General features: G+C 67.3%; 26 protein-coding genes. 12 read left to right on the top strand and 14 right to left on the bottom strand.

Annotation, left to right across the window (positions count from 1 at the left end):
• Positions 1-30: 30 nt before the first annotated feature.
• Both ACYVJS_RS04140 and ACYVJS_RS04145 read right to left on the bottom strand, forming a co-directional pair.
• Positions 31-1,551 carry an amidohydrolase family protein gene (locus ACYVJS_RS04140; RefSeq protein ID WP_460738050.1) on the bottom strand — a complete coding sequence of 507 codons (1,521 nt, stop codon included), beginning with the start codon at positions 1,549-1,551 and terminating at the stop codon, positions 31-33.
• A 43-nt stretch (positions 1,552-1,594) separates the two neighbouring features.
• A complete protein-coding gene (locus ACYVJS_RS04145; protein ID WP_460738052.1) occupies positions 1,595-3,058 on the bottom strand; it encodes a purine-cytosine permease family protein in 1,464 nt (487 codons plus the stop codon).
• 124 nt (positions 3,059-3,182) lie between these two features.
• Here ACYVJS_RS04145 and ACYVJS_RS04150 point away from each other — a divergent pair, with 124 nt between their 5' ends.
• Positions 3,183-4,724, top strand: a complete 1,542-nt coding sequence (locus ACYVJS_RS04150) for a PucR family transcriptional regulator (RefSeq protein WP_460738054.1) — start codon at positions 3,183-3,185, stop codon at positions 4,722-4,724.
• 9 nt (positions 4,725-4,733) lie between these two features.
• Here the strand turns inward: ACYVJS_RS04150 and ACYVJS_RS04155 are convergent, their stop codons facing one another.
• Both ACYVJS_RS04155 and ACYVJS_RS04160 read right to left on the bottom strand, forming a co-directional pair.
• On the bottom strand, positions 4,734-5,774 hold the full coding sequence (locus ACYVJS_RS04155) for a methionine synthase (RefSeq protein ID WP_460738056.1): 1,041 nt from the start codon (positions 5,772-5,774) through the stop codon (positions 4,734-4,736).
• A complete protein-coding gene (locus ACYVJS_RS04160) occupies positions 5,771-6,763 on the bottom strand; it encodes a putative oxygenase MesX (protein ID WP_460738058.1) in 993 nt (330 codons plus the stop codon). Before ACYVJS_RS04160 ends, ACYVJS_RS04155 begins: the two co-directional genes overlap by 4 nt.
• Positions 6,764-6,884: 121 nt before the next feature.
• Between ACYVJS_RS04160 and ACYVJS_RS04165 the strand changes: the two genes are divergently transcribed.
• The 4 genes from ACYVJS_RS04165 to ACYVJS_RS04180 are packed head-to-tail and all read left to right on the top strand — an operon-like array spanning position 6,885 to position 9,355.
• Positions 6,885-7,826 carry a LysR family transcriptional regulator gene (locus tag ACYVJS_RS04165; RefSeq protein ID WP_460738061.1) on the top strand — a complete coding sequence of 314 codons (942 nt, stop codon included), beginning with the start codon at positions 6,885-6,887 and terminating at the stop codon, positions 7,824-7,826.
• A gap of 26 nt (positions 7,827-7,852) precedes the next feature.
• Positions 7,853-8,125 (top strand): hypothetical protein, encoded by a 273-nt coding sequence (locus tag ACYVJS_RS04170; protein WP_460738063.1) that lies wholly within the window; start codon positions 7,853-7,855, stop codon positions 8,123-8,125.
• Between the two features lie 25 nt (positions 8,126-8,150).
• Entirely contained in the window at positions 8,151-8,318 is a 168-nt protein-coding gene (locus tag ACYVJS_RS04175; RefSeq protein WP_460738065.1) for a hypothetical protein, read from the top strand.
• A gap of 5 nt (positions 8,319-8,323) precedes the next feature.
• Positions 8,324-9,355 (top strand): alpha/beta hydrolase family protein, encoded by a 1,032-nt coding sequence (locus tag ACYVJS_RS04180; RefSeq protein ID WP_460738067.1) that lies wholly within the window; start codon positions 8,324-8,326, stop codon positions 9,353-9,355.
• A 67-nt stretch (positions 9,356-9,422) separates the two neighbouring features.
• On the opposite strand, the gene ACYVJS_RS04185 is transcribed toward ACYVJS_RS04180, so the two are convergent.
• The 3 genes from ACYVJS_RS04185 to ACYVJS_RS04195 all read right to left on the bottom strand — a co-directional run bounded on the left by ACYVJS_RS04185 (position 9,423) and on the right by ACYVJS_RS04195 (position 11,949).
• Complete coding sequence (locus ACYVJS_RS04185; protein ID WP_460738069.1) at positions 9,423-9,968, bottom strand: YbhB/YbcL family Raf kinase inhibitor-like protein; 546 nt, start codon at positions 9,966-9,968, stop codon at positions 9,423-9,425.
• Complete coding sequence (locus tag ACYVJS_RS04190; RefSeq protein WP_460738071.1) at positions 9,958-11,163, bottom strand: MFS transporter; 1,206 nt, start codon at positions 11,161-11,163, stop codon at positions 9,958-9,960. Before ACYVJS_RS04190 ends, ACYVJS_RS04185 begins: the two co-directional genes overlap by 11 nt.
• A gap of 252 nt (positions 11,164-11,415) precedes the next feature.
• Positions 11,416-11,949 (bottom strand): MmyB family transcriptional regulator, encoded by a 534-nt coding sequence (locus tag ACYVJS_RS04195; RefSeq protein WP_460738073.1) that lies wholly within the window; start codon positions 11,947-11,949, stop codon positions 11,416-11,418.
• Positions 11,950-12,100: 151 nt separating this feature from the next.
• On the opposite strand from ACYVJS_RS04195, the gene ACYVJS_RS04200 reads away from it, so the two are divergent.
• Positions 12,101-13,084 carry a helix-turn-helix transcriptional regulator gene (locus tag ACYVJS_RS04200; protein WP_460738075.1) on the top strand — a complete coding sequence of 328 codons (984 nt, stop codon included), beginning with the start codon at positions 12,101-12,103 and terminating at the stop codon, positions 13,082-13,084.
• Here the strand turns inward: ACYVJS_RS04200 and ACYVJS_RS04205 are convergent.
• From ACYVJS_RS04205 to ACYVJS_RS04220, 4 genes are all read right to left on the bottom strand, one after another.
• Positions 12,988-13,527 carry an MmyB family transcriptional regulator gene (locus ACYVJS_RS04205; protein WP_460738077.1) on the bottom strand — a complete coding sequence of 180 codons (540 nt, stop codon included), beginning with the start codon at positions 13,525-13,527 and terminating at the stop codon, positions 12,988-12,990. The two genes, ACYVJS_RS04200 and ACYVJS_RS04205, sit on opposite strands and share 97 nt — an antisense overlap.
• Positions 13,528-13,657: 130 nt before the next feature.
• Complete coding sequence (locus ACYVJS_RS04210; protein WP_460738079.1) at positions 13,658-14,653, bottom strand: NAD(P)H-quinone oxidoreductase; 996 nt, start codon at positions 14,651-14,653, stop codon at positions 13,658-13,660.
• Positions 14,654-14,726: 73 nt separating this feature from the next.
• Complete coding sequence (locus ACYVJS_RS04215) at positions 14,727-14,882, bottom strand: zinc transporter permease (RefSeq protein WP_460738081.1); 156 nt, start codon at positions 14,880-14,882, stop codon at positions 14,727-14,729.
• 19 nt (positions 14,883-14,901) lie between these two features.
• On the bottom strand, positions 14,902-15,471 hold the full coding sequence (locus ACYVJS_RS04220; RefSeq protein WP_460738083.1) for a hypothetical protein: 570 nt from the start codon (positions 15,469-15,471) through the stop codon (positions 14,902-14,904).
• A gap of 204 nt (positions 15,472-15,675) precedes the next feature.
• On the opposite strand from ACYVJS_RS04220, the gene ACYVJS_RS04225 reads away from it, so the two are divergent.
• Positions 15,676-18,519, top strand: coding sequence for an ATP-binding protein (locus ACYVJS_RS04225; RefSeq protein ID WP_460738085.1), 2,844 nt, complete (start codon positions 15,676-15,678; stop codon positions 18,517-18,519).
• Positions 18,520-19,430: 911 nt separating this feature from the next.
• Here the strand turns inward: ACYVJS_RS04225 and ACYVJS_RS04230 are convergent.
• Both ACYVJS_RS04230 and ACYVJS_RS04235 read right to left on the bottom strand, forming a co-directional pair.
• On the bottom strand, positions 19,431-20,822 hold the full coding sequence (locus tag ACYVJS_RS04230) for an FAD-dependent oxidoreductase (protein WP_460738087.1): 1,392 nt from the start codon (positions 20,820-20,822) through the stop codon (positions 19,431-19,433).
• Positions 20,823-20,832: 10 nt separating this feature from the next.
• Positions 20,833-21,594, bottom strand: coding sequence for an aquaporin (locus tag ACYVJS_RS04235; protein WP_460738089.1), 762 nt, complete (start codon positions 21,592-21,594; stop codon positions 20,833-20,835).
• Positions 21,595-21,643: 49 nt separating this feature from the next.
• On the opposite strand from ACYVJS_RS04235, the gene ACYVJS_RS04240 reads away from it, so the two are divergent.
• Both ACYVJS_RS04240 and ACYVJS_RS04245 read left to right on the top strand, forming a co-directional pair.
• On the top strand, positions 21,644-22,318 hold the full coding sequence (locus ACYVJS_RS04240) for an arsenate reductase/protein-tyrosine-phosphatase family protein (protein ID WP_460738091.1): 675 nt from the start codon (positions 21,644-21,646) through the stop codon (positions 22,316-22,318).
• A 20-nt stretch (positions 22,319-22,338) separates the two neighbouring features.
• Positions 22,339-22,737, top strand: a complete 399-nt coding sequence (locus ACYVJS_RS04245; RefSeq protein ID WP_460738093.1) for an arsenate-mycothiol transferase ArsC — start codon at positions 22,339-22,341, stop codon at positions 22,735-22,737.
• A gap of 56 nt (positions 22,738-22,793) precedes the next feature.
• On the opposite strand, the gene ACYVJS_RS04250 is transcribed toward ACYVJS_RS04245, so the two are convergent.
• Positions 22,794-24,113 (bottom strand): FAD-dependent oxidoreductase, encoded by a 1,320-nt coding sequence (locus tag ACYVJS_RS04250; RefSeq protein ID WP_460738095.1) that lies wholly within the window; start codon positions 24,111-24,113, stop codon positions 22,794-22,796.
• Between the two features lie 90 nt (positions 24,114-24,203).
• Here ACYVJS_RS04250 and ACYVJS_RS04255 point away from each other — a divergent pair, with 90 nt between their 5' ends.
• The 3 genes from ACYVJS_RS04255 to ACYVJS_RS04265 all read left to right on the top strand — a co-directional run bounded on the left by ACYVJS_RS04255 (position 24,204) and on the right by ACYVJS_RS04265 (position 25,550).
• The gene (locus tag ACYVJS_RS04255; RefSeq protein ID WP_460738097.1) at positions 24,204-24,551 is read left to right on the top strand and encodes an ArsR/SmtB family transcription factor; all 348 of its coding nucleotides are present in this window, start codon (positions 24,204-24,206) and stop codon (positions 24,549-24,551) included.
• Positions 24,548-25,057, top strand: a complete 510-nt coding sequence (locus ACYVJS_RS04260) for a GNAT family N-acetyltransferase (protein WP_460738099.1) — start codon at positions 24,548-24,550, stop codon at positions 25,055-25,057. Before ACYVJS_RS04255 ends, ACYVJS_RS04260 begins: the two co-directional genes overlap by 4 nt.
• 166 nt (positions 25,058-25,223) lie before the next feature.
• Positions 25,224-25,550: a helix-turn-helix domain-containing protein gene (locus ACYVJS_RS04265; protein ID WP_460738101.1), complete on the top strand. Its 327-nt coding sequence runs from the start codon at positions 25,224-25,226 to the stop codon at positions 25,548-25,550.
• Positions 25,551-25,678 lie beyond the last annotated feature (128 nt).

Consider the following 25,678-nt stretch of genomic DNA (forward strand, 5'->3'; position numbering starts at 1 on the left):
GCTACCGCCCGCCCCCGACCTGCGTCGCGATCAGACGAGCCAGGCGCGCTCGTCGCCGCTGAAGCGGTTGACGGCGCCCGGCGTGGACGTGGCGCGCTCGTACATGCGCGCGAGCCCGGGCATCACCGCCTGGTTGCGTTCGTCGAGGCTGTCCTGGCGTTCGATGATCTCGTCGAGGCGCTCGGCGAGCTCGGCCCGGGCGGCGCGCTCGTCCACCGTGATCACCTCGCCGCCGGCGACGACCACGCGCCCCTGCACCATGACGATGTCGATCGACGACCCGTTCTCGGAGTACACGAGCTGCAGGTCGAGCCTCTGCCGAGGCGTGAAGGCCATGGTCTCGAGGTCGTAGATCACGAGGTCCGCTTGCTTTCCGACTTCGAGCGAGCCCACGACGTGGTCGAGCACGGCGCTGCGCGCTCCCCCGATCGTTGCCGCGGCCAGCACCTCGGCGACAGTGGGCCACTGATCGATGTCCGGCTCGGTCACCTTGTGCAGCAGGGCCGCGGTCTTTACGACATCGAGCATCCGCGGCGAATCGCTGCTCGAGCAGCCGTCCGTGCCCAGCCCGAGGTTGACGCCCGCGATCTGGAGCTTCCGCCACGCAGCGATCCCCGAACCGAGTTTGAGGTTGGAGATGGGGTTGTGGGAGATCGAGGTGCCGGCCGCGGCGACCGTCTGCATGTCGGCATCCGTGAGCCAGATCCCGTGCGCGAGCGTCGTGTTGGGCGAGAGCGCACCGATCGACGCCATGTAGGAGACGAGGCTGCCACCGTACGACTCGTCTCCGGTGACCAGTTGCGTCTTGGTCTCGAGCACGTGGATGTGGCACTCCGCCGCGAACTCGAGCGCCATCTCGGTCGCCCCGGTCAGCAGTGCGGGCTCGCACCGCTGCGGCGCGGAGGGCGCCACCATGAACCGCAGCCGGCCGTTCGCACGGCCGTGGTGCGCGGCGAAGGCCTCGCGGGCAAAGGTCAGATACTCCTCGGTGGACGGCACGTGCGCGGAGCGGATCTCGCGCACCACGTCGGAAGGCAGGTACTCCTCGGCGAAGGGCACCGTGTCGAGGAACGGGCGGTTGATGACGTGTCCCGAGACGTTAGCCCGCACACCCAGCTGCTCGTAGGCGTCGAAGACCGCGGCGAGCTGCTCGTGGTCCTGCCCCGGCGTCTCGAGCACGTCGTCTACGAGCGTCGTGACCCCCGCCTTGAGCGACTCGATGCCGAAGAGGGTCGTGCGAAGACGCACGAGGTCCGGCGTGACCCGGCTGTCGCCGAGGATCGGATACGACATCGCCATCCACATCTCCAGCGGCAGATTGTCGTAGCGACCCTTGGAGAACATCTCCCACGAGTGGGTGTGCGCGTTCACGAAACCGGGCGCGACCAGGCGATCACGGCCCTCGATGATCTCGTCCCCCGGCTCGGGCTCGAGGTGCTCGCCGATCGCCACGATGACGCCGTCGGCGATGCGGATGCTGCGCACCAGCGGGGTGCTGCCCGAGATCGGGTCCATGGTGATGACGTGGGCGTCGCGGATGAAGGTGCTCATGGTGGTTCTCCGTCGAGGGGTGGGGCGAGGCGGGGCGGGGTCCTCAGCGGGCGGGCACGGTCTCGCGGGGCTCCGGCGTCGCCGTGAACTGCTGCACCTCGACCCATCGCTTGTGGCTGTTGCGGGCCAGCAGCCAGTAGGTGAGGCCGGCGGCGACACCGCCCGTGAGCCAGGAGATGTCGAGGCCGCCGAGCGCCTGCGAGCCGAGCCCCTGCAGCGCCGGCACCATGCCGTTCAGGAACAGCCAGGTGAAGACGATCCCGACGAAGAAGGCGATGATCGCGCGGGGGTTGACGTCGGGCAGACGCTTCGAGCCGACGGCGTCGAACAGGTGGTCGAACCGGCGCGAGCGGCGCTCGAAGATGCCGTAGTGCACGAGCATGATCGCGCCCCACGTGGCGACCCAGCCGACGACCCCGACCAGCCACGCGTCGAGGGTCTGGGCCGCATCCTCCTGGAAGATGAAGAAGACGGCGGCGGCGAGCGAGAGCACGCCGACGAGGATGTTGAGAGCCTTGCGGCCGACCTTGAGGTCGAGAGCCTGCGCGGCGACGCTGAAGCTGTAGATGTTGAGCACGTTCGTCGCGATGGGCCCGTGCAGCACCAGCAGCAGAACCGGAATGGCGAGGGCACCGAAGTTCTCGACGATGAGCTGGCCGGGATCGACCGTGCCGTTCTTCGTGGCGAGGGAGGCTCCGAGCAGGCCGAGCCAGATGACGGGGATGAACTGCCCCAGGGCGCTTGCGAGATACAGCTTGCGGCGCGGGACGCTCGTGCTGATAAAGCGCGAGTAATCCGCCGCATAGGTCAGCCAGGTGATGCCCCAGCCGATGCCGATGGCGGTCATCACTGCCGACATCGCGACGATGCGGTCGCCGCCGGAGAGCTCCGCCCCGGCGGGGCCGGAGTAGCCCCAGTCGATGTCGAGGAAGAACCACGCGACGATCGACATGATCACGAGAACGAGCACGGTCGGGGGCACCGTCCACCGCTCGAACGCCGCGATCGCCTTGTACCCGGCGAGCGCCACGCCCACTTGAATCGCCATGATGAGGGCGGCGATACCGATCTTCCAGCCGATGTTCGCCTGTGTCGGATCCAACCAGCCGAGCTGGCCGAGCAGAGCCGTCACGAGGTCGAGGACGATCCACGTGTTGACGGCGCACCATCCGATGACCACGACGGCCTGGATCACCGAGGGCAGGTAGTTGCCGCGGCGACCGAACACGGCGCGGCCGAGGAGCATGCCGGTGACGCCGGTCTTCTGTCCGAACAGCACGAAGATGCCGAACAGTCCCATGCCGATCAGGTTGCCGATCACGAGCACGAGCATCGTGTCGAGGAGGCTGAGGCCCATGCTGATGCCGAGCGCTCCCAGCACCCAGTTGATGGGCGCGATGTTGGCCCCCATCCAGATCCAGAACTGGCCGGATACGCGGGTGGTGCGGGCGGATTCCGGGATCGGCTGGAGCGTCTCTTCGATGTCGTGCGCACTGGCAGAAGACATGGGCGGTGTCCTTCTCGCGAGGTGGAGCGATCAGTGGAGCGGGTCGCCACCCAGCATGCGGCGACGGTGTTTCCGCGCCCGCGGCGCTCTGTAAACTCGCGGTCACGGCGAATGGACAGAATGTATGCCCCTCCTGCTCGATCAGATCCTCACGGACGCCGTCGTCCAGAAGACCGAACCCGAACTCGTCTGCGGCACCGCATCCGACGTGGATGTGCGCTGGGTGCACGCGAGCGAACAGCTCGACATCGCGCCGCTCCTGCGCGGCGGGGAGCTCATCCTCATGGAGGGGGTCAACCTCGTCACGGCGGATGCGGCCCAGCTGCGCACCTATGTCGACACCCTCGTCGCGCGGGAGATCGCCGCTCTCGCCGTCGAGACGACACCCCGACTCCCTCGCATCCCCGCAGAACTCCTGGAACACGCTCAGGCGAGCGGTCTGCCCGTCATCCACCTGCAGCGCCGGGTGCCGTTCGTGCAGATCTGCGAGAGCATCAACAGCCAGCTCGCCGATGTGAGCCTGCGGCGTCTGCGCATCGCCGATCGGATCTCCCTCGCCCTCTCCGAGGCGATCGAGAACCTGGCGAGCATCGACCAGCTCCTCTCCCTCATCCGCGACCGGGCGAACTCCTCGGCGCAGCTCACGTCGCTGTCGGGTCAGACTCTGGGCGCCGCGCTCGTGGACGCCGAGACAGCGTCGCTGGGCATCGAGTACACCGCACCGGTCTCGTTCGGCGGTACGGTCGTCGCAACGCTGACGCTGCGCCCGGCGGCAGACGCCGACATCCACCTCATCTCGGGTGCGCTGTCACGGGCACCGGAGATCCTCGCCATCGCGCTGCTGCGCACGCATCCGCTCTCCCCGCACGACCGACGCCGCAGCCGTTTCATCTCGCTGCTCGCCTCGACCGGTTCGCGCACCTCCGCCGCCGAGCACGCGCGTGAGCTCGCGGCGCTGGCCGTGCGGCTGGGATTCGAACCCGACGACCGGTTCATCCCGTTCGTCGTCGAACTCGACGACGCCTCGACTGTCGCGGCGGTGCAGGACGCGATCGCCGGGATCTCGCCGCGGTCGACCGGGCAGTTCGCCGACGGACAGTACGTCGGAATCGTGGGGTTCGCCCCGTCATGGGACGCACAGAACGTGCGCGACGCGGTGACGGACGCCCTGCGACGCCTCGCCTCCCGCGGCGGCGTGCGCGCCGCAGTCGGACCCACCAGCGCGAGCGTGGATCGCGCGGTGCGAGCAGTGCGATCCGCGAGGGAGAGCGTGCCGTACGCCTCCGATGCGGAGCCGGTCGTGGATGCGGCGAACATCGCCGTGACACGGCTCTGGCCGCTGCTGTCGCAGATCGAGCCGGTCGCGGAGTTCATCGACGAGCAGATCGGCGCGCTCCTCGATCGGGACGCGGTCTCGCACGGCGAGCTGTTCGACACGCTGCGCGCACTGGCCGAGAATCTCGGCAGCAAGACGGATGCGGCCGCATCCCTCGGCATCCATCGACAGACCTTCTACCAGCGCTTCGAGCGCATCACGGCTCTCCTCGGGCCGCTCGAGCCGGGGTCGGCCCGGATCGGGGCGGTGCTCACCGCCGTGTTCCTCGAGCGGGCACGGCGACAGGCCGCGGCTGCGGCCGGCGCGAAGCAGGATGCTGCGAACGCGTGACGGCGGGGGTCAGTCCTGCTCCGCTCGCACGACGGCGGCGCCGGCGCTCAGCGCGCTGAGCTTCGCGAGCGCCACCTTCCGCGGCAGCGGGGCCATACCGCAGTTGGTGCTGGGGATCAGCTTGTCGGCATCGACGTAGCGGAGCGCGTCACGGAGGGTGTCGGCGACCTCCTCGGGCGTCTCGACCTCATCGGTGGCGACATCGATGGCACCGAGCATGACCTTCTTGCCGCGCAGCAGTTCGATGAGCTCCATCGGCACGCGGGAGCCGTGGCTCTCGAGCGACACGATGTCGATCGCCGAGCGCTGCAGGAGCGGGAAGGACTCCTCGTACTGGCGCCACTCGGAGCCGAGCGTCTGCTTCCATCGGGTGTTCGCCTCGATGCCGTAGCCGTAGCAGATGTGCACGACGGTCTCGGCCCGTAGCCCCTCGGCCGCGCGCTCCAGCGTCGCCACTCCCCAGTCGCGCATCTCGTCGAAGAAGACGTTGAAGGCCGGCTCGTCGAACTGGATGACGTCGACGCCCGCCGCCTCGAGTTCTCTGGCCTCCTCGTTGAGGATGACCGCGAACTCCCACGCCAGCCTCTCTCGGCTTCTGTAGTGGCGGTCGGCGAGCGTGTCGATCATCGTCATGGGGCCGGGAAGCGCCCACTTCAGCGGGCGATCCGTCTGCTGACGCAGGAAGCGCGCATCCTCGACGAACACCGGTTCCGTGCGGCCGACGGCACCGACGACGGTCGGCACACTGGCGTCGTAACGGTCGCGGATGCGCACCGTCTCGCGGCGCTCGAAGTCGACCCCGGCGAGGTGCTCGATGAACGTCGTCACGAAGTGCTGCCGGGTCTGCTCGCCGTCGCTGATGATGTCGATTCCGCGACGCTGCTGCTCCTGCACGGCGATGCGCAACGCATCCTGCTTGCCCTCGACGAGGGCGTCCCTCGCCAGCTCCCACGGCGACCAGAGCACCTCGGGCTTTGCGAGCCACGAGGGCTTCGGCAGGCTCCCGACGATCGCGGTCGGCAGGAGCGCCGGGGTCTCCCCGCGGGTCATCGCGCGAGCGCCGGCTCGAGACCTGCCCAGCGTGCGAGCACATCGCCGTAGGGCGTCAGGAAGTGCTCGGCCGCGTACGTGCCCTGGGTGATCGCCAGCTGCGCGCGCTCGACGCGGTCGTAGTCCACCTGGGTGCGTGAGAAGTCGCCGTGCTCCAGGCTCGGGCGGTAGACGCTGCCCGCCGCCGCGTTCGCGTTGTAGATCTCCGGGCGGTAGATCTTCTGGAAGCTCTCCATCGCGCTGATCGTGCCGACCAACTGCAGATTCGTGTAGTCGTTGGCCAGATCGCCGCGGAAGTAGAACGCCAGCGGCGCCGTGGCACCTGCGGGCATGAAGTACCGCACGCGCAGCCCCATCCGCGCGAAGTACTCGTCGGTCAGCGAGTACTCGCTCTGGAGGTACTCGACACCGAGCACCGGGTGCGTGTTGTCGGTCCGGCGATACGTCTTGCTCGTCGAGACGCTGATGCAGATCACCGGCGGCGCCTCGAAGCGCTCACGGTAGGCGTCCGAGTCCAGGAACGCCTGGAACAGCGCACCGTGCAGGGCGCCGAAATCGTCGGGCACCGTGAAGGCGCCCGCATCCGCGGTGACGGCGGGAAGACGCACGCTGAAGTCGAAGTCGCGGACGTAGGACGAGAAGTTGTTGCCGACGATCCCGTGATGGCGGATGCCGGTGTGCGAGTCGCGGATGTGGACGTCGAGCACCTCGAGCAGCGGGAAGCGGCGCTCCTCCCCGCCGACAGCCAACGCCGCATCCACCGACACGATCTCGAGCTCGACGGCGTAGCGATCGCCGTTCGGGTTGTCCCATCGCGCGAGGTCGTTGCACCGGCGATCGATCATCGTCAGGACATTGCGGAGGTTCTGCTGCCGGCTCTCTCCGCGGGCGAGGTTGGCGAAGTTGGTCGTCGCACGGGACTCGACGGAGGGCGAGTAGTCCTCGTCGAACGGTGTCGTGGAGATGCGGAACGTGAGCTCGTTCGTCATGCGCAGCCAATCGGGTTCTCGCGCGCGCCGGTGGGTCGCGCGGGGATGTCGTGCCATCGTGCCGGTGTTCAGAGCCCATCAGGTAATTCAGGCTGACTATGCGCTCCTATAGGCTTCGGCTATGGCTAAGACCACCGCGGGCATCTCCCTGCAGCAGCTCCACTACTTCGTGGAGGTGGCGGCGGAGGGATCGATCTCCGCCGCGGCCGATCTGCTCTATGTGTCCCAGCCCACGATGTCGGCGGCGATGAAAGACCTCGAGACCCGGGTGGGGCGGGCCCTGCTCATCCGGTCGGCGCGGGGCGTGACGCTCACCGCCGACGGCACCGAGTTCCTCGGCTACGCCCGGCAGGTCGTCGAGCAGGTCGCGCTCCTCGAGCAGCGTTATCTCGGACGTCCGCCGGCCCGGCGCCTGCTCGGCGTCTCCACACAGCACTACTCGTTCGCCGTGGACGCGTTCGTGCGGATGGTGAGGAGTTTCGGTAGGGCGGAGTACGAGTTCTCGCTGCGAGAAACACGCACGTGGGACATCATCGAGGACGTCCGTACCCTGCGCAGCGAGATCGGCATCCTGTACCGCGACGACGTCAACCGGAACGTGATCGACAAGCTGCTCCGCGATGCGGGGCTCGCCTTCCACCCGCTGTTCTTCGCCGAGCCGCACATCTTCATCTCGCGCAAGAACCCGCTCGCCGCACGGGGTCGTGCAACGCTCGACGACCTCGCCGACCTGCCGCGGCTCACGTTCGATCAGGGGGCGAACAACTCGTTCTATCTCGCCGAGGAGATCCTCTCGACCCTCTCCGCGAAGCAGGAGATCCGAGTGTCCGACCGCGCGACCATCTTCAACCTCATGATCGGTCTCGGCGGCTACACGATCTCCACCGGCATCATCAGCGACGACCTCGACCCGGAGATCGTCGCCGTGCCTCTGGACGTCGACGAGAGGATCGAGATCGGCTGGATCGGCCAGGCCGCCCTCGGGCTCACCGAGCAGGCGCAGCGCTACCTCGACGAGGTGCGCGCGGTGGTGTCGGGCTTCGGTGTAGCAGTGTTGGGGTAGAGGGCTCGGACGGAACGGGGGATGTGGTGGGGCAACTCGTCGAGGTCGAGGATGCGTCGTACTCCCATGCCCCCATACGGCTCCGGGGTCAGGATCTCGTCGCGACCGCGGTCGCCTTCTTCGCGGCTCTCGTCTGCGCTGCGCTCGGAACACGCAGCTGGCCAGCGGGAACAGAGTCACGCACCGGAGAGCGGATCCGTCGAGGCTTCGTGCGCCTGGGTGCCGGATCGTTCGAGCTCCGCACGGGAAGCCGTGCGCACCTCGCCGCGTCTACGACGCAGGTGACCTCGAACGTGTGACGGTTCTGCGCATAGTGCAGGGGTCATGAACCCCCTTGCGCGGCTGACCTTCACAGATGGCACGATCTACGACATCGCTTTCTCACACGCGGGTCCGAAAGGCCTTCTGCCCGTGGAGCAGCGCTACGTCGAGGCGTTCGCCATGGCCGCCCGCTCGGCGCTCCGCCCGGCGGGCGCACCTCGCGTCGGATGAACACAATGCTCGGCAACACCAGTTCCGTCGGAGCGGTCGTGCGACAGTGGTCGGATCCGACGCGAGCGGCCTGGAACGGTGTTCCCGCCCGTCCCCTGCAGACGATGATCTGGTATCCGACCCACACCCAGGCGCGCGTCACCGAGCAGCGCATCGCAATCTTCCGGACCGGTCGGTACGCCGTGGATCGCGATGCTCCACGGGTGGCGGACGGGCGGCATCCGCTCGTCGTGGTCTCGCACGGCACCGGGGGCTCCGCCGCCAGCATCGCTTGGCTCTGTCGGCGGCTTGCCGAAGCCGGGTTCGTCGTCGCCGCCGTCAATCACCACGGCGGTACGGCCGCCGAGCGCGGGGGCTTGACGCTCCCGGGTGCCGTCCTGTGGTGGGAGCGCGCCACGGACCTCTCACGCGTGCTCGACAGGGTGCTCGCCGACCCCGCGTTCGGCGTCCGCATAGACCCGACATCGATCTCCGTGGCGGGATTCTCGATCGGTGCCTACACCGCGCTCGCTCTCGCGGGCGCGCGCCTGCAGATCGATCGGTGGCGGCCGTATTGCGACGCTCACGGCGCAGACTCCTCGTTGTGCCGTGTCCCGCCGGAGGCTGGGTTCGGAATCGACGAGGTGTGGGACTTCCTCGACAACGACACGCTCGCGATCGATTCCTTCGCCCGAGCCGACCTCGACTACCGGGACGCTCGTGTGAGAGCGGTCGCGGCGATCGCGCCCGTCACCGTTCCCCTGCTCGACGAGACGTCGCTGGCGGCGGTCACGGCCCCGGTGCACGTGTTCGCCGCATCAGACGACGACCAGAGCACCCTCGACGCAGACGTACGACCGCTCGTCCGCTCGTTGCCGAGCAGTGAACTCACCATCATCGACGGCGCCGGGCACTACACCTTTCTCAGCGAAGGCACCCTCGCCGGGCAGCTGATCGCCCGACGCTTCGTGACGGACAGACCGGGCGTCTCACGGCGGCGCATCCACGATCGCGTCGCTGCCGAGGCGGCTGCGCTCTTCGAGCGGCAGCGCGGTTGACACGTGGCCAGGGTCGGGACTGCAGGAAACCCGACCATGTCAGTGCCAACTCGCGCAAAACCGGCGCTCAATCACATTCAGGATGTCCGTCGGCATCGGTCTGGGTGAGGCCGATGAGTTGCGCGCGGGCGATGATGTGGGGTCGCAGACGGAGGCCGATTATGGCAGGCGTCGCGTCAGCCGCCACCGCCAGACGGGGCACGTCAAGCGCGCTGAGCGTGTAGGTGTATCGGTGGGGTCCGGTGCCGGCCGGCGGGGCGGCGCCGATGAAGACATCGGTGCCGTACTCGTTGCGGCCACGGACTGCGCCGGCAGGGAGGAGGAGGTCGTCCGTTCCCGCACCGGCGGCCAGCGATGTGACGCCGGCAGGGATGTCGATCAGTGTCCAGTGCCAGAACCCGGAGCCGCTCGGCGCATCCGGATCGAACACCGTCAGCACGTAACTCCCGGTCCGAGGTGGTGCGCCCTCCCAGTGCAACTCTGGGGAGCGGTCCTGGCCCCCGGCGGCGGCGCCTCGGGCCCACAGAGGGAGTTCCCCGCCGTTGGTGAAGTCCGGGCTGGTGAGGCTGAACGCCGGAACCCGGGGCAGCTTCCAGTTGGGGTCATTTGTCATGCTCGGTGCCTTTCGGTGCAGGGATGGCGGAGGTGGGCACTCGGCGCCGCGGCATGCGGCTGAAGTGGGCATTCTGGACGATGAGACCGGTCGCGGCCACGACCGCGATGGCAGCGGCATAGAGCAGCACGGCGGTCGTCAGACCTAGCGGTGCGATCAGCAGGCCCGCCGCGATCGCCGGCACCCCGAACGCCACATAGTTGACGACATAGATCGCCGAGAAGACCTCTCCGCGCTCGTGGGCTCGGGCGTGCGGAATGACCAGGCCGACCGCGCCGGCAAAAGCCATCCCGAAACCGGCGCCACTGACGACCGTCCCGACGACGAGGACGACGATGGCGTGGCCACAGATTGCAACGATTCCGAGCAGCATGCCGAGCGCAATCAGGAGGGACCCAAGCTTCGCTCCCGTCCGTGAGCCGAGAGGTTGGCTGAGTACGACGGTGACCGCCCCGATCGCCGAAAGACCAGCGATCAGCGCGCTGGTAGCGAACTCGTCGTCGATATCCAAGAGATCGCGAGCCGTCTCCCCGACGACGGAGAGGTAGAACCCTCCAGCCATCCACACCGCGACAGCGATCGGCACCGCTTTCCAGAACGGTCGCATCGCCGCCTGAGGGACCGCGATTCTGGGGATCAGACTTCGGGCTGCGCCCGGCCGTCGTGATGAAGACTCGCGGACGGTCGCAACGGCAGCCATTCCCATAGCGAAGAGAGCGGCGAGCACCGCGAAGATGGTCGGTTTGGGGTCGAAACGAACCTCCGCGACGGCGCCCGCGAACACCGCACCGAAAGCAAGACCGGCCAGAGGGCCAGCGCTGCCCAAAGTGGCTGTCAGTCTTGCTCGTCGTGCGCCGGCATAGTCGGCGATGGCTGCGGAGATCGCCCCCGTTGCGGCGCCTGTAGCCAAGCCCTGCAGCACACGCGCGAGCACGAAGACACCGATGTCCGCTGAGACGAGGAAGAGGACCAACGACACAAGTTCGAGGGCGGTGGCAGCGAGGACGACGGGCCGACGACCGACGTGATCGGAGAGCCGACCGATCACCAGAAGCGCTAGGAGGATCGCGAGTGCGTAGACGGCGAAGGCGAAGGTCAGAAGCCACGGCTCGAACCCCCACTCTCGGAGAAGGAGTGGCAGGAGCGGAGAGGGGGCCGCGGCCGCGGCGAAGAACAGAAAGAGCAGGGCGGTCATCGTCACCATGCCCCGGATGCCCCCACGGTTTCCCGGCGGCTGAGAAGCTCTCGGAGCAGCTCGTTCAGCGTGCGCCGACCCGTCAACGGCTTTTGGAGCGAGGGGATCGTGGTCGTGCATGCAGCGATGTCCTTCGGTCAGGCAGATACCTCGCGGCTCGGCAGGAGAACTGACTACTGCGACGGTAGAGCCGCACTGCTCACCCGCACATCACCCGGATCAGCCGCCGACATCACCCGGCCCCGCGAGTTATCAGAAGTCAGCTGACCGCGAGCGCTCGGCGAGGCGGGCCACGGCGATGCGAGAGCTGGGGTCGTCCGCCCGCAGAACCGCGAGCGAGAGATCTGACCGACCGGGAACCGTCAACCACTCGTAGGTAAAACACATCGGTCCGACGTGCGCATTCTCCACTCGAATCGGCTGCGGCTCGACGGCCGTCTCCGCGGCCCTCGTCCAGGCGTCAGCGAACCGCGAACTCGTCACCGTCAGCTGATTCACGAGCTCCTCGAACTCCGCGTCCCACTCGAAACGTGCCACCGACTCCTTCAGCGTGTCGGCGATGTACTGACGTGAGGCGGCCAAACCGGCGGGAACGCCGCTGGCGGCGAAAGCGGCTCGAGGGAGGTTTACCCCCTCTCGAAAGAACGGCGAAACGGCTTCCGCGAGACGGTTGGACGCCACGACGGTGAGGTAGCGATCTCGGATGAACGCAGGTGCCGCCGCCCATCCGTCGATCATCCGGCGCGCTTCGTCCGGAACGACCCCCGACGGATCGGCATCGATCATGGCGCAACGCTAACGGTTCGCGAGAGCGCAAGGTGGTAGCAAGAGGGCTACTCATGCGCCAAGCGACACCCTCTCTGCAGCGCTGGTCCACCGCAACCGAGGCGTGGGCGGGAGACAATATGGTCGGCAAGCCGGGTGAGAGGAAGATCAGATGGGGCCAACGCGGCCAGAGAACACTCTCGGCGACTTCCTGCGCACACGGCGTGAGCAGGTGCAGCCGGAGCAGGTAGGGCTCATGCGCTCCAGCGGACGGCGGGTTCCCGGTCTGCGTCGTGAGGAAGTAGCCGATCTCGCCGGTGTCAGCCTCGATTACTATCACCGGCTCGAACAGGGCAAGGACACGCGACCCTCAGACCAGGTCGTCGCGGGGCTCTCTCGCGCACTCCTGCTGGACCATGACGGCCGCCGGTACCTCACCAAGCTTGCTCAGCCCCAGCCGTTCGTGCGGGCACTCCCCGAGGCTCACGTGAGCGAAGCGGTAGCAGAGCTGCTCGCCCAGTGGTCTCACATGCCCGCCCACGTCTATGACGCCAATCTCAACGTCGTCGCGGCGAACCCTCTCGCTCGCGCCCTCGCGCCGAAGCATCTGAAACCCGGAATCAATCAACTCATCGAGGCCTACGGCGACCACGCCGAGTTTTTGGCAGATCCTGCGCCCACCCCGGAACGCGCAACCCAGGAAGATGCATGGGAGCATGCGCTCCGAAAACTGACTGCTGCGTTCCGGTTCAATGCAGACCCCGTCGATCCCGGTTTCAGGGATGTCGTCGGCCACTTGAGCGCCCGATACAGCGCCTTCCGACGTATCTGGGCCCTGCATGAAGCCAAGCCCCTGCTCAGCGGAAAAAGCACGTTCGAGATCGAGCGTCACGGATGGTGTGAGCTCAACTGGCAGACGCTCGATGTCCCCGGCCCTGTCAGCCTCTTCGTCACCGTGCACTTCGCTGCCGCCGGGTCACGCGCGGCCCATGCCCTTGAGAGCCTGGCCACAGGCCGCCACAACGCTCCGGCATCCTCGCCGCCGGGCGACGACGCAGCTCAACGCGGTGCGGACGAGCTTTCCGCTCGACGCTCCACGGCGGCCTCAGAGTCAGCATCCGATGGGGTGAAGACCAGAACGGCCAGGTCATCGTGATTCTTCAGCCCGAGAATGCTGTACGCGAAATGCAGCTCTCCGGCGTCGGCCATCTCGAAGACGATGCGACCCGTCATGCGGGTCGGCGTCCTCGAGTCGGCCCACAGTTCTGAGAATTCTCGAGATCCGATCGAGAGTTCACCGAGGAACCGCTGCGAGGCTCGATCTGCGTCGTGCTCATCGACGAACGCGCGAAGAAGACCCGCAGTCGCGGCCGCCGCTTCTCGCCATCTCGGGTGCGAGGTCTGGCGTTGCGGTGAGAGGAAGGCGAACCGAGCAAGGTTCTGTCCCACGCGGAATGCCCCCGAGAGATCTGCCGCGGTGTCCGTGGCGGCCACCACGTCCAAGTAGCGATCGATAAGGAGCGCAGGGTATGGGCGCCACGAATCCAGGAGCTGCCCCCACTTCCCCGCGTCATTGCGAGCGAGGCTGCGATCGGTCATCGTCCCAAGCTACGGCGGGAGCGAGACCCGCAGCTAGCCCTCGCACCCCCCCTTCGGATGACCGGGAGACCCGCCCGGGTGGACCCTGTCGGGATGAGCCGCCGCAACGATACCGGTCGCGGCTTCCCGCTTACTGCCCGCGGTGGCGGCTGGTCTCGAGGACGACCTTGCCGACCGTGCGTCCAGACTCCAGAAGCTCATGAGCGAGCGAGGCTTCGGCGAGCGGGAAGACCGTGTCGACGACCGCTCGGATCTCGCCCGATTCGATCAGGGGGAAGACATCGCGGACGACACCCGCAACGATGGCTGCCTTCTGATCGGCGGGTCGTCCGCGCAACAACGTCGCGGAGATGCTTGCGCGACGGGAGAGGAGTTCCCAGAGATCGAAGGTGACCGGACCGACAGCTCCTCCGATGATCACGAGGTGGCCGTCGTCGGCGAGGCACTCCATATTGCGGCGAAGGTAGGTCGTACCGATGATGTCGAGGATCGCGTCGACTCCCCGCCCGCCCGTCACGTCGAGGGCCGCCGTGACGAAGTCCTCGCTCCGGTAGTTCACTGCCCTCACCGCCCCGAGATCCAGCGCCGCTCGGGTCTTCGCCTCGCTACCGGCCGTGGTGACCACTCGTGCTCCGATCGCGGTGGCCCACTGGATTGCGAACGATCCGATCCCACCTCCAGCGCCGTGGATGAGCGCAGTCTGGCCGGCCCGAAGGCCAGCGATCATGGCGAGGTTCGAGTACACGGTGCACGCGACCTCGGGCAGCGACGCCGCTTCGATCATGCTGAGCCGAGTCGGGACAGGCATCACCTGAGCAGCGGGTGCGGTCACCTCCTCCGCGTAGCCGCCCCCGGCCACCAGGGCGCACACCCGGTCGCCGAGCCTCCACTCCGTCACCTCGCTTCCGAGCGCCGTCACGATGCCGGCAACTTCGAGCCCGAGACCCGGCGGGGAGTCCGGTGGTACCGGATAGTGCCCGCGTCGTTCGAGGAGATCGGCGTTGTTCACCCCGGCCGCGGAGACCTCGATGCGTACCTCGCGCGGCCCCGGCTCCGGGCGATCGACGCGCACCAGATGCAGGACATCGGGCGGTCCGTGGTGAGTGAAGCGGATGGCGGAGGACATTGCGCGCCAGGTTCCTTTCTCGGTGCGGCCGTGATCGAAGGGGGCTTGTGGCCCCCTTCGATCAGCTAGCTACTCAGTGCTCGTCATAGTGGTCGCCGTGAAGGGCATGACGGTGAGAGTCGTGGATGTAGTCGACATGGTCGCCGTGCACGACCGCCTCGTGTCCGCATCCTTCGCCGTGTTCGTGCGCCTCGGCGGTGTGATGCTCGTCGTGGGCTTGCGTAGCCATTCTTGATCCCCGGCGCAGCTCAGGCCTTGGTGGCGGCGGCTTCGGCCGCGCGGGCCTTCGCGAACGCCGCGATGCTCTGGGCATAGTGCGGGGTCTCGACCTCGCAGTGGGCGCCGGAGGCGTGCTGACGGGCGGCAGCAGCATCCTCGAAGGTCTGGCCGCTGGCGACGATGAACTTCAGGAAGTCCTCGGTGGGATGCGAGGTGACCGTGTTGACGTAGCGCAGCTGGTCGCCCTCGAGCTGCTCGATGCCGAGCTCCCAGATCACCTGAGTGGTGGTCCAGCCTGCCGCCGAATACACGTCGGAGATCGACACCATCTTGCAGTAGGTGGGGCTGGCAACCTCATAGCGGTACTGCTGGATGACGAGACCGGAGCCGATCATCTCGACGTTGATCGACATGGGGGTTCCGTCGTCATCCACCGTGTAACCGGCGGCCTTGTGGTCGCCGGGCGCACAGCGCTGGTACTCGTGCGTCGGCAGGGTCTTGAGCCACTGCTCGATGTCGATGTACTCGAACGGTGCGGTCACATCAGCGGTGACGACGGCGTGCGAGAGCACGAGGTCGTCGCGAACCATAACGCTCATGGATTTTCCTTCCGGTTGTGCCGGGTTCCCGGCGCGGATGCGTGACCAGGGCGGTCACCTCTTCGGGTCTGAAACCCGCATTCGGAACGGTAGATTCGCGCACGACGTCCGCACATCCCCTCGGCTCGAGCGCCACATCGCATGGGGCCGAAGGGGGGAGCGAGGGGGCTAGGGCCACCCTCCCGAGATCGATAACCTCTGAAGGTGCTTGCTGATGGCCGACACGCGCGCCGACTCGGTCTCGACGCGCTCTCTGGGACGGGTGCCGGTCGCTATCACACGCCGATCCGCGGCCGTGGAGCCGAAACGACGCAGATCGGCAACGGATTTGCGAGCGCGGCTGCGGGCGATCAGGCTGTCACGCTCCTCTCCGGCGATCCGGGAATCGGCAAAACGCGCTTGCTGCAGTATGCCCTCGACGTCGCAACCGATCACGGCTGGGGGACGATGGTCGTCGCTCCGGATGTCGACTCCCCGCTGTCCCCACTCGGGGCGATGATCAGCGCCGCGACACGGACCAGCCCTCCCCTCGTGGCGAACGACGACATCGGACCGCTGATGCAGTCACCGGCTCCGAAGTACTGGCTGACGCGAATGATCGCTGATGGCTTGGAGAGCATGGCCGGCAGATCCGGCGCGCTCGTCATCGTCGACGACCTGCAATGGTTGGATGCCGGGTCGCTCGGCGCCCTGGCCGCGCTCATGCACGATCTGCAAGGCGTCCCGATCTATTGGCTCCTCGCCACCCGCACCGGCGTGTACAGTGCGGCGCACCAGCGGTTCCTCGCGGACGTCGGGGAGCTGACGTCCACCATGGCTCTTGCGCCGCTGAACGAGTCCGCTGCCGACGAGATGGTGCGCGACGCGCTCGGCAGCAAGCCAGGCCCGAGCGTCGAGCGGGCCATCACGCGCGCAGCCGGGTATCCCCTCCTCATCCTCGAGCTGATCCGCGGCTTGCAAGAAGAGGGACTGCTTCAGGCGGCCGGGGGTGTCGTGGATCTCAGCGAAGACACCCTCCCGGCTCGGTTCGGAACCTCGACCCGCGATCGACTGCGCCATCTGAGCCGCAATGCCCTCAGGATCGCGCAGATCGGAAGCCTCTACGGCAGAACATTCCCGCTCGGCGGAGTCCTCGACATCCTCGGACAATCCGCCGCGGCTGCCGCGCCAGCAGTTCAGGAACTCCTGGATCTGGGCTTCATCGTCGATACAAGCACCTCGTTCGCGTTTCGCCACGACACCGTACAGGCCGCCGCGAGCGAGAGCCTCTCGCCGTCTCTGCGCCGTGCCATGACACGCGAGGTGATCCACAGCCGCCTCCGCGCGGGAGAGGGGGTCGCCACCCTGGCATCGTCGATCGTCTCCGTCGCCGAAACCGGCGACGACGAGTCGATCGAACTGCTCTTCCTCGCCGCCCACCAGCTCTCGTCCATCGATGTGCACGGAGCCGCCGGTCTGATCATCAGCGGGGCGCGATTGATCTCGACAAACGTAGACCATGCCCACCGCGCTGCCACGATGCTCCCCATCGTGGTCGCAGGGGGACGAGTCGAGGAGGCGATGGAGATCAGCCGAACCCTCAGGCCTCTCCTTCCGCCCGACGCACGCGCTCAGGTGAGCCTCGCGCTGGCTCGTCAGCTCACTGAGTCTGACTTCGACGGCGCAATCCGCGAAACAGACGCCGGCCTCGCCATTCCTGGGGCTTCTGATGCGTCACGGGTGGCGTTGCTCTCCGTTCGCGCGCTCAACTTCGCCAACAAAGCAGACGAAGTCAGACTCCGAACCACCCTGGCGCAGGCCCGTGACATTGCGGACGAGACTCGTGATGGGCTCGCCCTCGCCACTCTCGATGCCACCGAATCAGTGCTGGTCTTCTATCAGCACGACTTCGACGAGGCAGAGCGGCTTCAACGGAAGGCGCTCGAGCGTGTGTCCCATCTGGGCGTTGCCCCCGGGCTCTGGCTGCCGGAGGGTCTCTGGCTCGCATTCATGCGGAACAGCACCGGCCACTGCGAGGAAGCCCTCCGTCTGACCGATGACGGCCTTGCGGAGGCGGTCGGGGCGAAGAACGTCATCGCCGAGGCCTACTGGATGATGGTCCGCTCGCGGGTTCTCTACAGCCTCGGCCGGCTGGAGGATGCCCGGGCGCAGGCCGAGACCGTCCTCGAGCTCGGGGAACAGCTGGGACTCGGCGACTTCATGAACGCTACAGCGGGGGTCGTTCTGCACCGGGTCTCGCTCCGCACGGGGGACCTCTCACTCCGTGACCGAGCCCGTCCACTCGTCCAGAGTCTTGCTGACGGTGTGGGGCTGACCCGAACGGGCAGATGGAGTCTGGCGATGGAGGCACAGGAGCGGATGCGTCCGGCTGAAGCCTACGAATACTCCCGACTCGCGGTGGAGACTCTGCGGGATGCGACGCCATCGATGACGACGCCCGCCGATTTCGCTGATGACTTCGTTCTCGCCTACATCTGTCAGGTCGCCGGCGACTTCGAGGCAGTCGAACTTGTGGCCAGGGTCGCTCAGGAACGCGCAGACCGGAATCCCGAGAACGCCTTGGTCGCTGCAGTCGCTCGAGCCGCGCGGGGAATCCGAGACAGGTCAGCCGACGATCTCCTCGCCGCCGCTGAACAACTGCGCCCAGGCTGCCGCCCCCTGGTCACGGCGACCCTGTTCGAGGCCGTCGGGATCTATGCGACGGACACGACGCAGGCGACGAGCGCGATGACCGAAGCCGTTGCGCTCTATTCGCGATGTGGCGCCACTCGCGACGTCACTCGCGTTCTCCAGCAGCTGAGAAGCAACGGTGTCCGTCAAAGACCCGCCGCGCAACCGGCCGAGCGCGACTACGGGGGGCTGTCTCTCCGCGAACGTCAGGTCGCTTCGTTCATCAGTTCGGGCCTCACCACCCAACAGATCGCGGACGAGCTGCTGGTCTCTCCGCATACCGTCGTCACCTACATCCGACACATCTATGCGAAGTGGGGGCTCAACTCCCGCCGGGAAGTAGCGGCGCGCTACGCCGAATTCGCATCGGGGAGATAGAGGATTCCGAGCCGCTCCTGCACAGACGCGGGCACCGCGTCGGGATCGCTGGCAGTGGCGTTGTACGCGGCGATCCGGCAATGGCCCGCACGCCACCCGCGCGATCGCGTGACCCAGAACGCAGAAAACCCCCGGCGAGAACCGGGGGCCTTGTCTGTAGAGCCAGTACACAGCTACTCGAATACGTCGGCCCTGCTGCCGCCACCGCTGGTGGATCTGCAGAATTGGCTGGTCTGATACCGGATTCGGTCGCCTTCGCTACCCCGGTAGAGCAGGTTGGTCGATCGCTTCGACGGCGTCTTGAACCAGCTCTAGTCAAGCAAATCGCCTCCGAGTACGAGTCGGACGCGACGACCCCAAGTCTCTGCGAGACTTACGGCCTCTCGAAAACCAGTGTCCTACGCCTGCTTCGAGACGAGGGGCAACGTTGCGACGTCGGCCGCTGACCAACGGTCAGGTCGAGGTGGCAAGGACGCTGTACCAGGACGGCCACCCAATCATGGCCATCGCAAGCCGCCTTAACACCAGCTACAACAACCTGCGACAGCGACAGGTCTCATCCAGAGCTCTGACTGTACCGGAGTTGGCAGCCGCGACGAGCGGCGCCCCGCCTCATGGCACCCGGCGCCACCAGATAGGAGTTCCGATGGGAATGTACGTCGCTCTGCATCCACCGATCGTTTCGTCAGCAAGGCCACAGCCAACCGCTGGCCCGAAAGACCATCACCGAACGTGTCGGCTCCGGCACGGGCAACTCGACGACGGTGCACCGCTCCGCGTCGACGGGCCGGTTCGTCACCGAGTCCACTGCCAACCGCAACCTCGGCGGCACGATCAGCCAGCGCGTCTGATCTAACCCGAGAGGGCCTGCACGTCTACCGTGCGGGCCCTCTTTGCGTCGATGGGCTCTCTCAAGAATCAGACGCAGCAGCAACGGAGCGAGCCTCCCGCTCCCACGCTTGGGTGGCTACCTGCACCGCGTCCCATGGGGAGCCGAGTGGAGGCGTGTACGAGAGGTCGAGGTCGCTCATGGCGGCAACAGTCATGCCGTGGTGCAGGGCGGTTGCGTAGGTGTCGACGCGCTTGGAGATTTCGGCGCCGCGGGCGCCGACGAGCTGGGCGCCGAGGAGACGTCCGTCGCGGGTGTCGCCGGTGATGCGGATGCTGATGGGGGTGGCTCCGGGGTAGTAGCGCTTGTGGTCGTCGGCGATCGCGGTGTGACTGTGCGGGGCGTACGCGGCCGCGGCGGCTTCGTGGTCACGAAGGCCTGTGCGCGCGGCCACGAGATCAAAGACCTTGACGACCTGAGTGCCGAGGCTGCCTGCGAAGCGGGCGTTGCCGCCGATGGCGTTTTCTCCGGCGACACGGCCCTGCTTGTGCGAGGTGGTGCCGAGGGGCAGGTAGGTGACGCCGAGGAGGCGGTGGTGGGTGACCACGCCGTCTCCGGCTGCCCATACGTTCGGCAGGCCGGTGCGCATGTGCTCGTCAACGACGACCGCACCACCCGCTCCCGTGCTTGCGCCGGCTGCGGTGAGCAGGCTGGTGTTGGGGCGCACGCCCACGACCACGAGCACGAGGTCGGCGCTGCGGAAGAAAGCGTCACCGTCGCGGGTGCCGCTCACGGTGAGCCGGCCAGCGTCGCGGGTGACAGCTTCGATGCGGGTTCCGGTGAGGACGTCGACGCCGTGGCGGGTGAGTTCGTTGCGGACAAGGGAGCCGAGCTCGGGATCGAGGGTCGAGAGCACCTCGGGGCCTCGTTGGAGCTGGGTGACGTGCAGGCCGCGGACGGTGAGGGCCTCGGCCATTTCGAGGCCGACGTAGCCGGCGCCGACGATGATCGCGGTTTCGGGCTGGTGCTCGTCGAGGTAGCGCTCCAGGGTGAAGGTGTCGCCCATCGAGTGCAGCAGGTGCACGCCGTCGTCGGGGCCGAGGTGGTCGAGGCCGGAGATGCTGGCGGTGGACGGGGATGCTCCGGTGCCGACCATGAGCTCGTCGTAGGCGATCGTCGATTCGGTGCCGGCGGCGTCGCGGACGGTGAGCGTGCGGCCGTCGACGTCGATGCTGGTGGCCAGGGTGTTCAGGCGCAGGTTCATGCCGGTGGCTTCGAGGTCGGCGTGGGTGCGATGCGCGAGAGACTGCCAGGGCTGCACTTCGCGGGAGAAGTAGTAGGGGATGCCGCAGATGGAGAAGTTCGGGTAGGCGTCGGCCACGATGACGGTGACGTCGACGGAGGGGTCGAGTTCGCGGGCGCGCAGGGCGGTGGAGATGCCGGCGTCACTTCCGCCGATGGCTACGAGGTGCATGGGGTGCCTTTCAGGACGTGGTTTCGGGTTGCGTGGGCACCACGACGTCGACTGCGGTGCGCGCGGCGGTCGGGTAGAAGGCGAGCAGCAGCGCGACCCCGAGGGCGGCGCCGACGAGCTGGGCGAGGATGAACGGCGCCACAGAGGCGGGCGCGATGCCGGCGAACGTGTCGGTGAACATGCGGGCGATGGTCACGGCAGGGTTGGCGAATGATGTGGAGCTGGTGAACCAGTACGCCGCGCCGATGTAGGCACCGACCGCGGCCGCGGTCACTGAGCCTTTCCCGGTGCGGGCGAGCGCGAAGATCAGCAGCACGAGCCCGGCGGTGGCGACTACTTCTCCGACCAGGTGCCCGCCGGTCGCGCGGTTGTTTCCGGACAGCGCGGGCGCGGCGTCAAACATCACCCCGGCGAGGAGGGTGCCGGCGATGCCGCCGAGAACCTGCGCGGCCAGGTACGGGGTGAGTTCGCGCAGCGGTAGGCCCGTTGTCTCGCGGCGCCCGAGCAACCAGTCCGCGAGCGACACCACGGGGTTGAAATGCGCTCCCGACACCGGGCCGAGCATGAGGATCAGCACCGTCAGGCCGAGCGCCGTGGTCAGACTGTTCTCGAGAAGCTGCAACCCCACATCATTCGGGGAGAGACGTTGCGCAGCGATACCCGACCCGACCACGACCGTGACGAGCAGGCCCGTTCCGACGAACTCGGCAGCTGCACGGCGCAGAACGTGTGGTCGCCTCACGACGGGGTGTGGGTGGGGGGTGAGTTCCATGTCAGCCTCATCTTGACCCGAATGGGTTAGATCAGTCAAGATTGAATCAATGAACACTGAACGGATTGACTCGGTGGAGGCGCGCGCTGCCCGGCACGCAGCATTGAGCGATCCTTCGCGCCTGCGGATCGTCGACCTCCTCACGCTCGGTGATCTGTCACCATCGGAAATCCGGACGGTCCTGGGTATGTCCGGGAATCTGGTGGCTCATCATCTGAACGTGCTGGAAACTGCGGGCATGGTGGCGCGGTCCCGTTCGGAAGCCGACAAGCGACGCAGCTACGTCCACCTGACCAGCACGGCACTGCAGGGCCTCACTCCCGGTCGAGAGGAGAGGGCAAGCCGGGTGGTGTTCGTGTGCACGGCGAACTCGGCCAGATCTCAGTTGGCCGTGGCGCTGTGGTCGACCCGCAGCAGCATCCCTGCCGCATCCGGCGGCACCCATCCCGCAGACCGGATAGACCCCGGCGCGGTCGCGACGGCGGATCGTCACGCGCTCGACCTTCCCAACGAGTCGCCACGGGCCCTGGAGACGGTGCTGACCGGCTCGGATTTCGTGGTCACCGTGTGCGATAACGCGCACGAAGAACTCGGCGTGAATGCGCATCTGCACTGGTCGATTCCCGACCCGGTGCGCGTCGGCACCGACGACGCGTTCGATACCGCCTACGACGAGCTGGAGCGCCGGATCATCGAACTCGCTCCCCGGCTCGCCGCCACCTGACCCTCCGAGAAAGAGAACCCGTGACTGACACCACCCCGACCGTCCTGTTCATCTGCCAGCACAACGCCGGCCGCTCGCAGCTCGGCGCCGCGCTCCTGGAGCACCTGGCCGGCGGCCGGTTCACCGCGACGTCGGCGGGACTGGCGCCCGCAGACGAAGTGAACCCCGCCGTGGCCGCCACGGTCGCTGAGCTGGGCATGGACATCACCAACCGGGTGCCCCGTGCCGTCACCACGGACGACCTCGATCAAGCGGACGTCGTGGTGCTCATGAAGCCCGGCCTCGCCCTGCCGTCCACGCCCCGCGGCGAAGTCTTGGAATGGTCGTTCCCCAACCCGGAGGCCTGGGATGCCGAAGCCGTGCGGCCGCTGCGCGAAGCGGTCTCCGACATGATCCAGACCACGCTCATCGCACGCTGAGCAACCAGAAGGGGGGCGCGGTCGCTGATGCGATCCCGCCCCTCTCGTGTGTCCGGCTAGACAGCGGCCGGGGCGCCGCCGATTTGGAGCACCTGAGGCGGCGGGGCACAACAGGCGCCGCCCAGGGATGCCCCGGAAGCGTCGAACAGGCCGGCACCGCCGCAGACGCCCGTGTCGGGGAGCCCCAACTCGACCCGTCGAGCGGCCTCGTGGTCGCCCGCGAGCTCGGCGACGACGCTGCGCACCTGCTCGTACCCGGTGAGGGCGAGGAAGGTCGGTGCCCGCCCGTAGGACTTCGCTCCCACGAGGTAGAAGTCAGGCTCCGGCTGGGCGAGGTCGGCCGCGCCGGTCGCCGCAACCGACCCGCAGGAATGCACGTTCGGATCGACCTCCGCAGCGATACGCACGGGGGCCTGCAACGTGGGATCGAGCTCCAACCGCAGCTCCGACAAGAACGACAGATCGGGGCGGAACCCTGTGAGCACCACGACGCGATCAGCGCTGAGCGTGCGGCCGTCCTCTGCCACCAGGACCGGCTGGCCCTTGTCCGTCGTCACGCGCTCGACGCGGAAACCGGTCACGAGCGACACCAGCCCGGCGTCGACGAACTCCTTCGCCTTGATCCCCAGCGCCCCGCGTGCCGGTAGCTCGTCGGCCTCACCACCCCCGAAGGCGTTCCCGGCGGTGGCGCGGCGGAGCGCCCACGTCACTGTGGTGTTCGGGTCGCGGCGCGCCATGCGCGCCAGTGCGAGGACCGCGGTCACCGCCGAGTGCCCGGAACCGATGACGACCGTGTGCTTCCCCTCGAAACCCTCGCGGTCCCGGAAGTCGGGGATGCGATAGGACAGCAACCCGGCCGCGGCCCGCTCTCCCAGCGCGGGCAGACCGTCCGCACCCGCGGGGTTGGGCGAGGACCACGTGCCGGAGGCGTCGATGACCGCGCGCGCCTGCAACCGGTACTCCTCGCCCTCGCTCGGCTGCACGTGCACGGTGAACGGCTGATCGCTGCGGCCCGCGTCAACGAGACGGTCACGACCCAGACGGGACACCCCGACAACCCGAGCGCCGTACCGAACGCGGTCGCCCAGCTCGGCAGCAAGCGGCGCGAGATAGCCGCTGATCCACTGCGCGCCGGTCGGATACCCCGTCGTGGGCGCTGCCCATCCGGTGGGCTCGAGAATCCGCGTCCCGGCCGTGTCGACCAGCTCCGGCCACTCCGAGAACAGGCGCACATGCCCCCATTCGGCAACCGCCGATGCCGGTCCGGCCCCTGCCTCCAGTACAACGACCGGCAGGTCTCGCTCGATCAGGTGGGCGGCGGCCGCGAGCCCCTGTGGGCCGGCGCCGATCACCACGACAGGCAACGCGCTCTCCATCACACACTCCTCAACGCATCGACAGCATTCGATGGATCGAGAATCCTCGATGTATCGACGAATGTCAATGTGACGTGCCAGAATCGGTGCATGCCCGCGACGCTTCCCCTTCTCACAGCCGACGTGGCGGTGTGCTGCTCGCCGATCACCGCCGGGGCGCTGTCGCCGGAAGAGGCCGAGCGGACAGCGCGCACGTTCAAGGCGCTGGGCGACCCCACGCGCGTGAGACTTCTCTCCCTGATCGCCGCATCCGACGACGGCGAGGCATGCATCTGCGACCTCACCGAGCCGGTCGGATTGTCTCAGCCCACCGTCTCCCACCACATGAAACTGCTCGTAGACGCTGGCCTCGCCACGCGTGAGCAGCGCGGCCGTTGGGCATACTTCCGCGTCGTCACTGAGACGCTCGACCAGGCCGCGAGCTCGCTCCACCCATGAGCACCATCGACATCCGTACGATGCGGCCCGGAGACTGGCCCGCCATCGAAGCCATCTACCGCGAGGGTCTCGCAACGGGCAACGCGAGTTTCGAAGCGGATCCACCCACGTGGGACGCTTTCGACGGCGGGAAGCTGACGGCGGGCCGGCTCGTCGCCGTCGACACCGATGACGATGTGATCGGCTGGATCGCCGCGTCGGCCGTTTCCACCCGTGAGGTCTACCGCGGGGTTGTTGAGCATTCGGTGTACGTCGCCGCGCGCGTTCGCGGTGGTGGCGTCGGCCGAGCGCTCCTGAGTTCATTTCTCGAAGCCATGGACAACGCAGGAGTGTGGACGGTGCAGTCGAGCATCTTCCCGGAGAACCACGCGAGCCTCGCGCTTCACGAGCAGACGGGCTTCCGTCGCGTCGGACACAGGGAACGCATCGCGCTCATGACCTACGGTCCGTGGGCTGGCGAATGGCGCGACACCATTTTGATTGAGCGACGCCGCGCAGACGGGTGAAACCATCGTCGAACTGCTCGAGTAAGACCAGAGTCCTATCCCTGAAGTAGAGCCGGTACACCGCTACTCGGATAAATCCGCGCTGCTGCCGCCACCTGTAGTGGAGTTGCAGAAACTGGCTGGTCTCGCGCCCAATCCGCCCCTCTCAACTACCCCCGGAGAGCAGGTGAGTCGATCGCTTCGCCGACGCCTCGAACCTGCGCTGATCGAGCAAATCGTCGCTGAGTACGAGTCGGGCTCGACGACGCCGAGTCTGTGTGCGACCTACGGCCTGTCGAAGACCGGCATCCTTCGCGTGCTTCGAGACGGGGGAGCAACACTGCGACGTCAACCGCTCACAAGCGAACAGGTTGAGACCGCACGAGCAATGTACGAGCGTGGCCATTCAATCGCCACCATCGCGTCTCGCCTCGACACCAGCTACAACAATGTCCGGCAACGCCTCATCAAGGAGGGGGTTCAGCTGCGCCCGCGCGGTGGTAACTACAAGTGAGGTATCTCGTCCCTGGCATTACGCGCGTCAACCTTGGACCAAACAATGACGGTAAGGCAACCGTCAACGTCGAGGGGATTTGGCCGGTGACACCGCGCCACCGCCCCAATCCAACCTCTTTGGCGGCT

The sequence above is a fragment of the Microbacterium neimengense genome (genome assembly GCF_054782995.1).

What these genes read in the sequence shown, in the direction of transcription:
- ACYVJS_RS04230 (WP_460738087.1), bottom strand. Translation starts at nt 20,822, where the DNA reads ATGCACCTCGTAGCCATCGGCGGAAGTGACGCCGGCATCTCCACCGCC.
- ACYVJS_RS04175 (WP_460738065.1), top strand. Translation starts at nt 8,151, where the DNA reads ATGAACCCCCTTGCGCGGCTGACCTTCACAGATGGCACGATCTACGAC.
- ACYVJS_RS04165 (WP_460738061.1), top strand. Translation starts at nt 6,885, where the DNA reads ATGGCTAAGACCACCGCGGGCATCTCCCTGCAGCAGCTCCACTACTTC.
- ACYVJS_RS04195 (WP_460738073.1), bottom strand. Translation starts at nt 11,949, where the DNA reads ATGATCGATGCCGATCCGTCGGGGGTCGTTCCGGACGAAGCGCGCCGG.
- ACYVJS_RS04160 (WP_460738058.1), bottom strand. Translation starts at nt 6,763, where the DNA reads ATGACGAACGAGCTCACGTTCCGCATCTCCACGACACCGTTCGACGAG.
- ACYVJS_RS04140 (WP_460738050.1), bottom strand. Translation starts at nt 1,551, where the DNA reads ATGAGCACCTTCATCCGCGACGCCCACGTCATCACCATGGACCCGATC.
- ACYVJS_RS04185 (WP_460738069.1), bottom strand. Translation starts at nt 9,968, where the DNA reads ATGACAAATGACCCCAACTGGAAGCTGCCCCGGGTTCCGGCGTTCAGC.
- ACYVJS_RS04220 (WP_460738083.1), bottom strand. Translation starts at nt 15,471, where the DNA reads ATGAGCGTTATGGTTCGCGACGACCTCGTGCTCTCGCACGCCGTCGTC.
- ACYVJS_RS04205 (WP_460738077.1), bottom strand. Translation starts at nt 13,527, where the DNA reads ATGACCGATCGCAGCCTCGCTCGCAATGACGCGGGGAAGTGGGGGCAG.
- ACYVJS_RS04215 (WP_460738081.1), bottom strand. Translation starts at nt 14,882, where the DNA reads ATGGCTACGCAAGCCCACGACGAGCATCACACCGCCGAGGCGCACGAA.
- ACYVJS_RS04145 (WP_460738052.1), bottom strand. Translation starts at nt 3,058, where the DNA reads ATGTCTTCTGCCAGTGCGCACGACATCGAAGAGACGCTCCAGCCGATC.
- ACYVJS_RS04155 (WP_460738056.1), bottom strand. Translation starts at nt 5,774, where the DNA reads ATGACCCGCGGGGAGACCCCGGCGCTCCTGCCGACCGCGATCGTCGGG.
- ACYVJS_RS04255 (WP_460738097.1), top strand. Translation starts at nt 24,204, where the DNA reads ATGCCCGCGACGCTTCCCCTTCTCACAGCCGACGTGGCGGTGTGCTGC.
- ACYVJS_RS04180 (WP_460738067.1), top strand. Translation starts at nt 8,324, where the DNA reads ATGCTCGGCAACACCAGTTCCGTCGGAGCGGTCGTGCGACAGTGGTCG.
- ACYVJS_RS04250 (WP_460738095.1), bottom strand. Translation starts at nt 24,113, where the DNA reads ATGGAGAGCGCGTTGCCTGTCGTGGTGATCGGCGCCGGCCCACAGGGG.
- ACYVJS_RS04150 (WP_460738054.1), top strand. Translation starts at nt 3,183, where the DNA reads ATGCCCCTCCTGCTCGATCAGATCCTCACGGACGCCGTCGTCCAGAAG.
- ACYVJS_RS04210 (WP_460738079.1), bottom strand. Translation starts at nt 14,653, where the DNA reads ATGTCCTCCGCCATCCGCTTCACTCACCACGGACCGCCCGATGTCCTG.
- ACYVJS_RS04240 (WP_460738091.1), top strand. Translation starts at nt 21,644, where the DNA reads ATGAACACTGAACGGATTGACTCGGTGGAGGCGCGCGCTGCCCGGCAC.
- ACYVJS_RS04260 (WP_460738099.1), top strand. Translation starts at nt 24,548, where the DNA reads ATGAGCACCATCGACATCCGTACGATGCGGCCCGGAGACTGGCCCGCC.
- ACYVJS_RS04235 (WP_460738089.1), bottom strand. Translation starts at nt 21,594, where the DNA reads ATGGAACTCACCCCCCACCCACACCCCGTCGTGAGGCGACCACACGTT.
- ACYVJS_RS04200 (WP_460738075.1), top strand. Translation starts at nt 12,101, where the DNA reads ATGGGGCCAACGCGGCCAGAGAACACTCTCGGCGACTTCCTGCGCACA.
- ACYVJS_RS04190 (WP_460738071.1), bottom strand. Translation starts at nt 11,163, where the DNA reads ATGACCGCCCTGCTCTTTCTGTTCTTCGCCGCGGCCGCGGCCCCCTCT.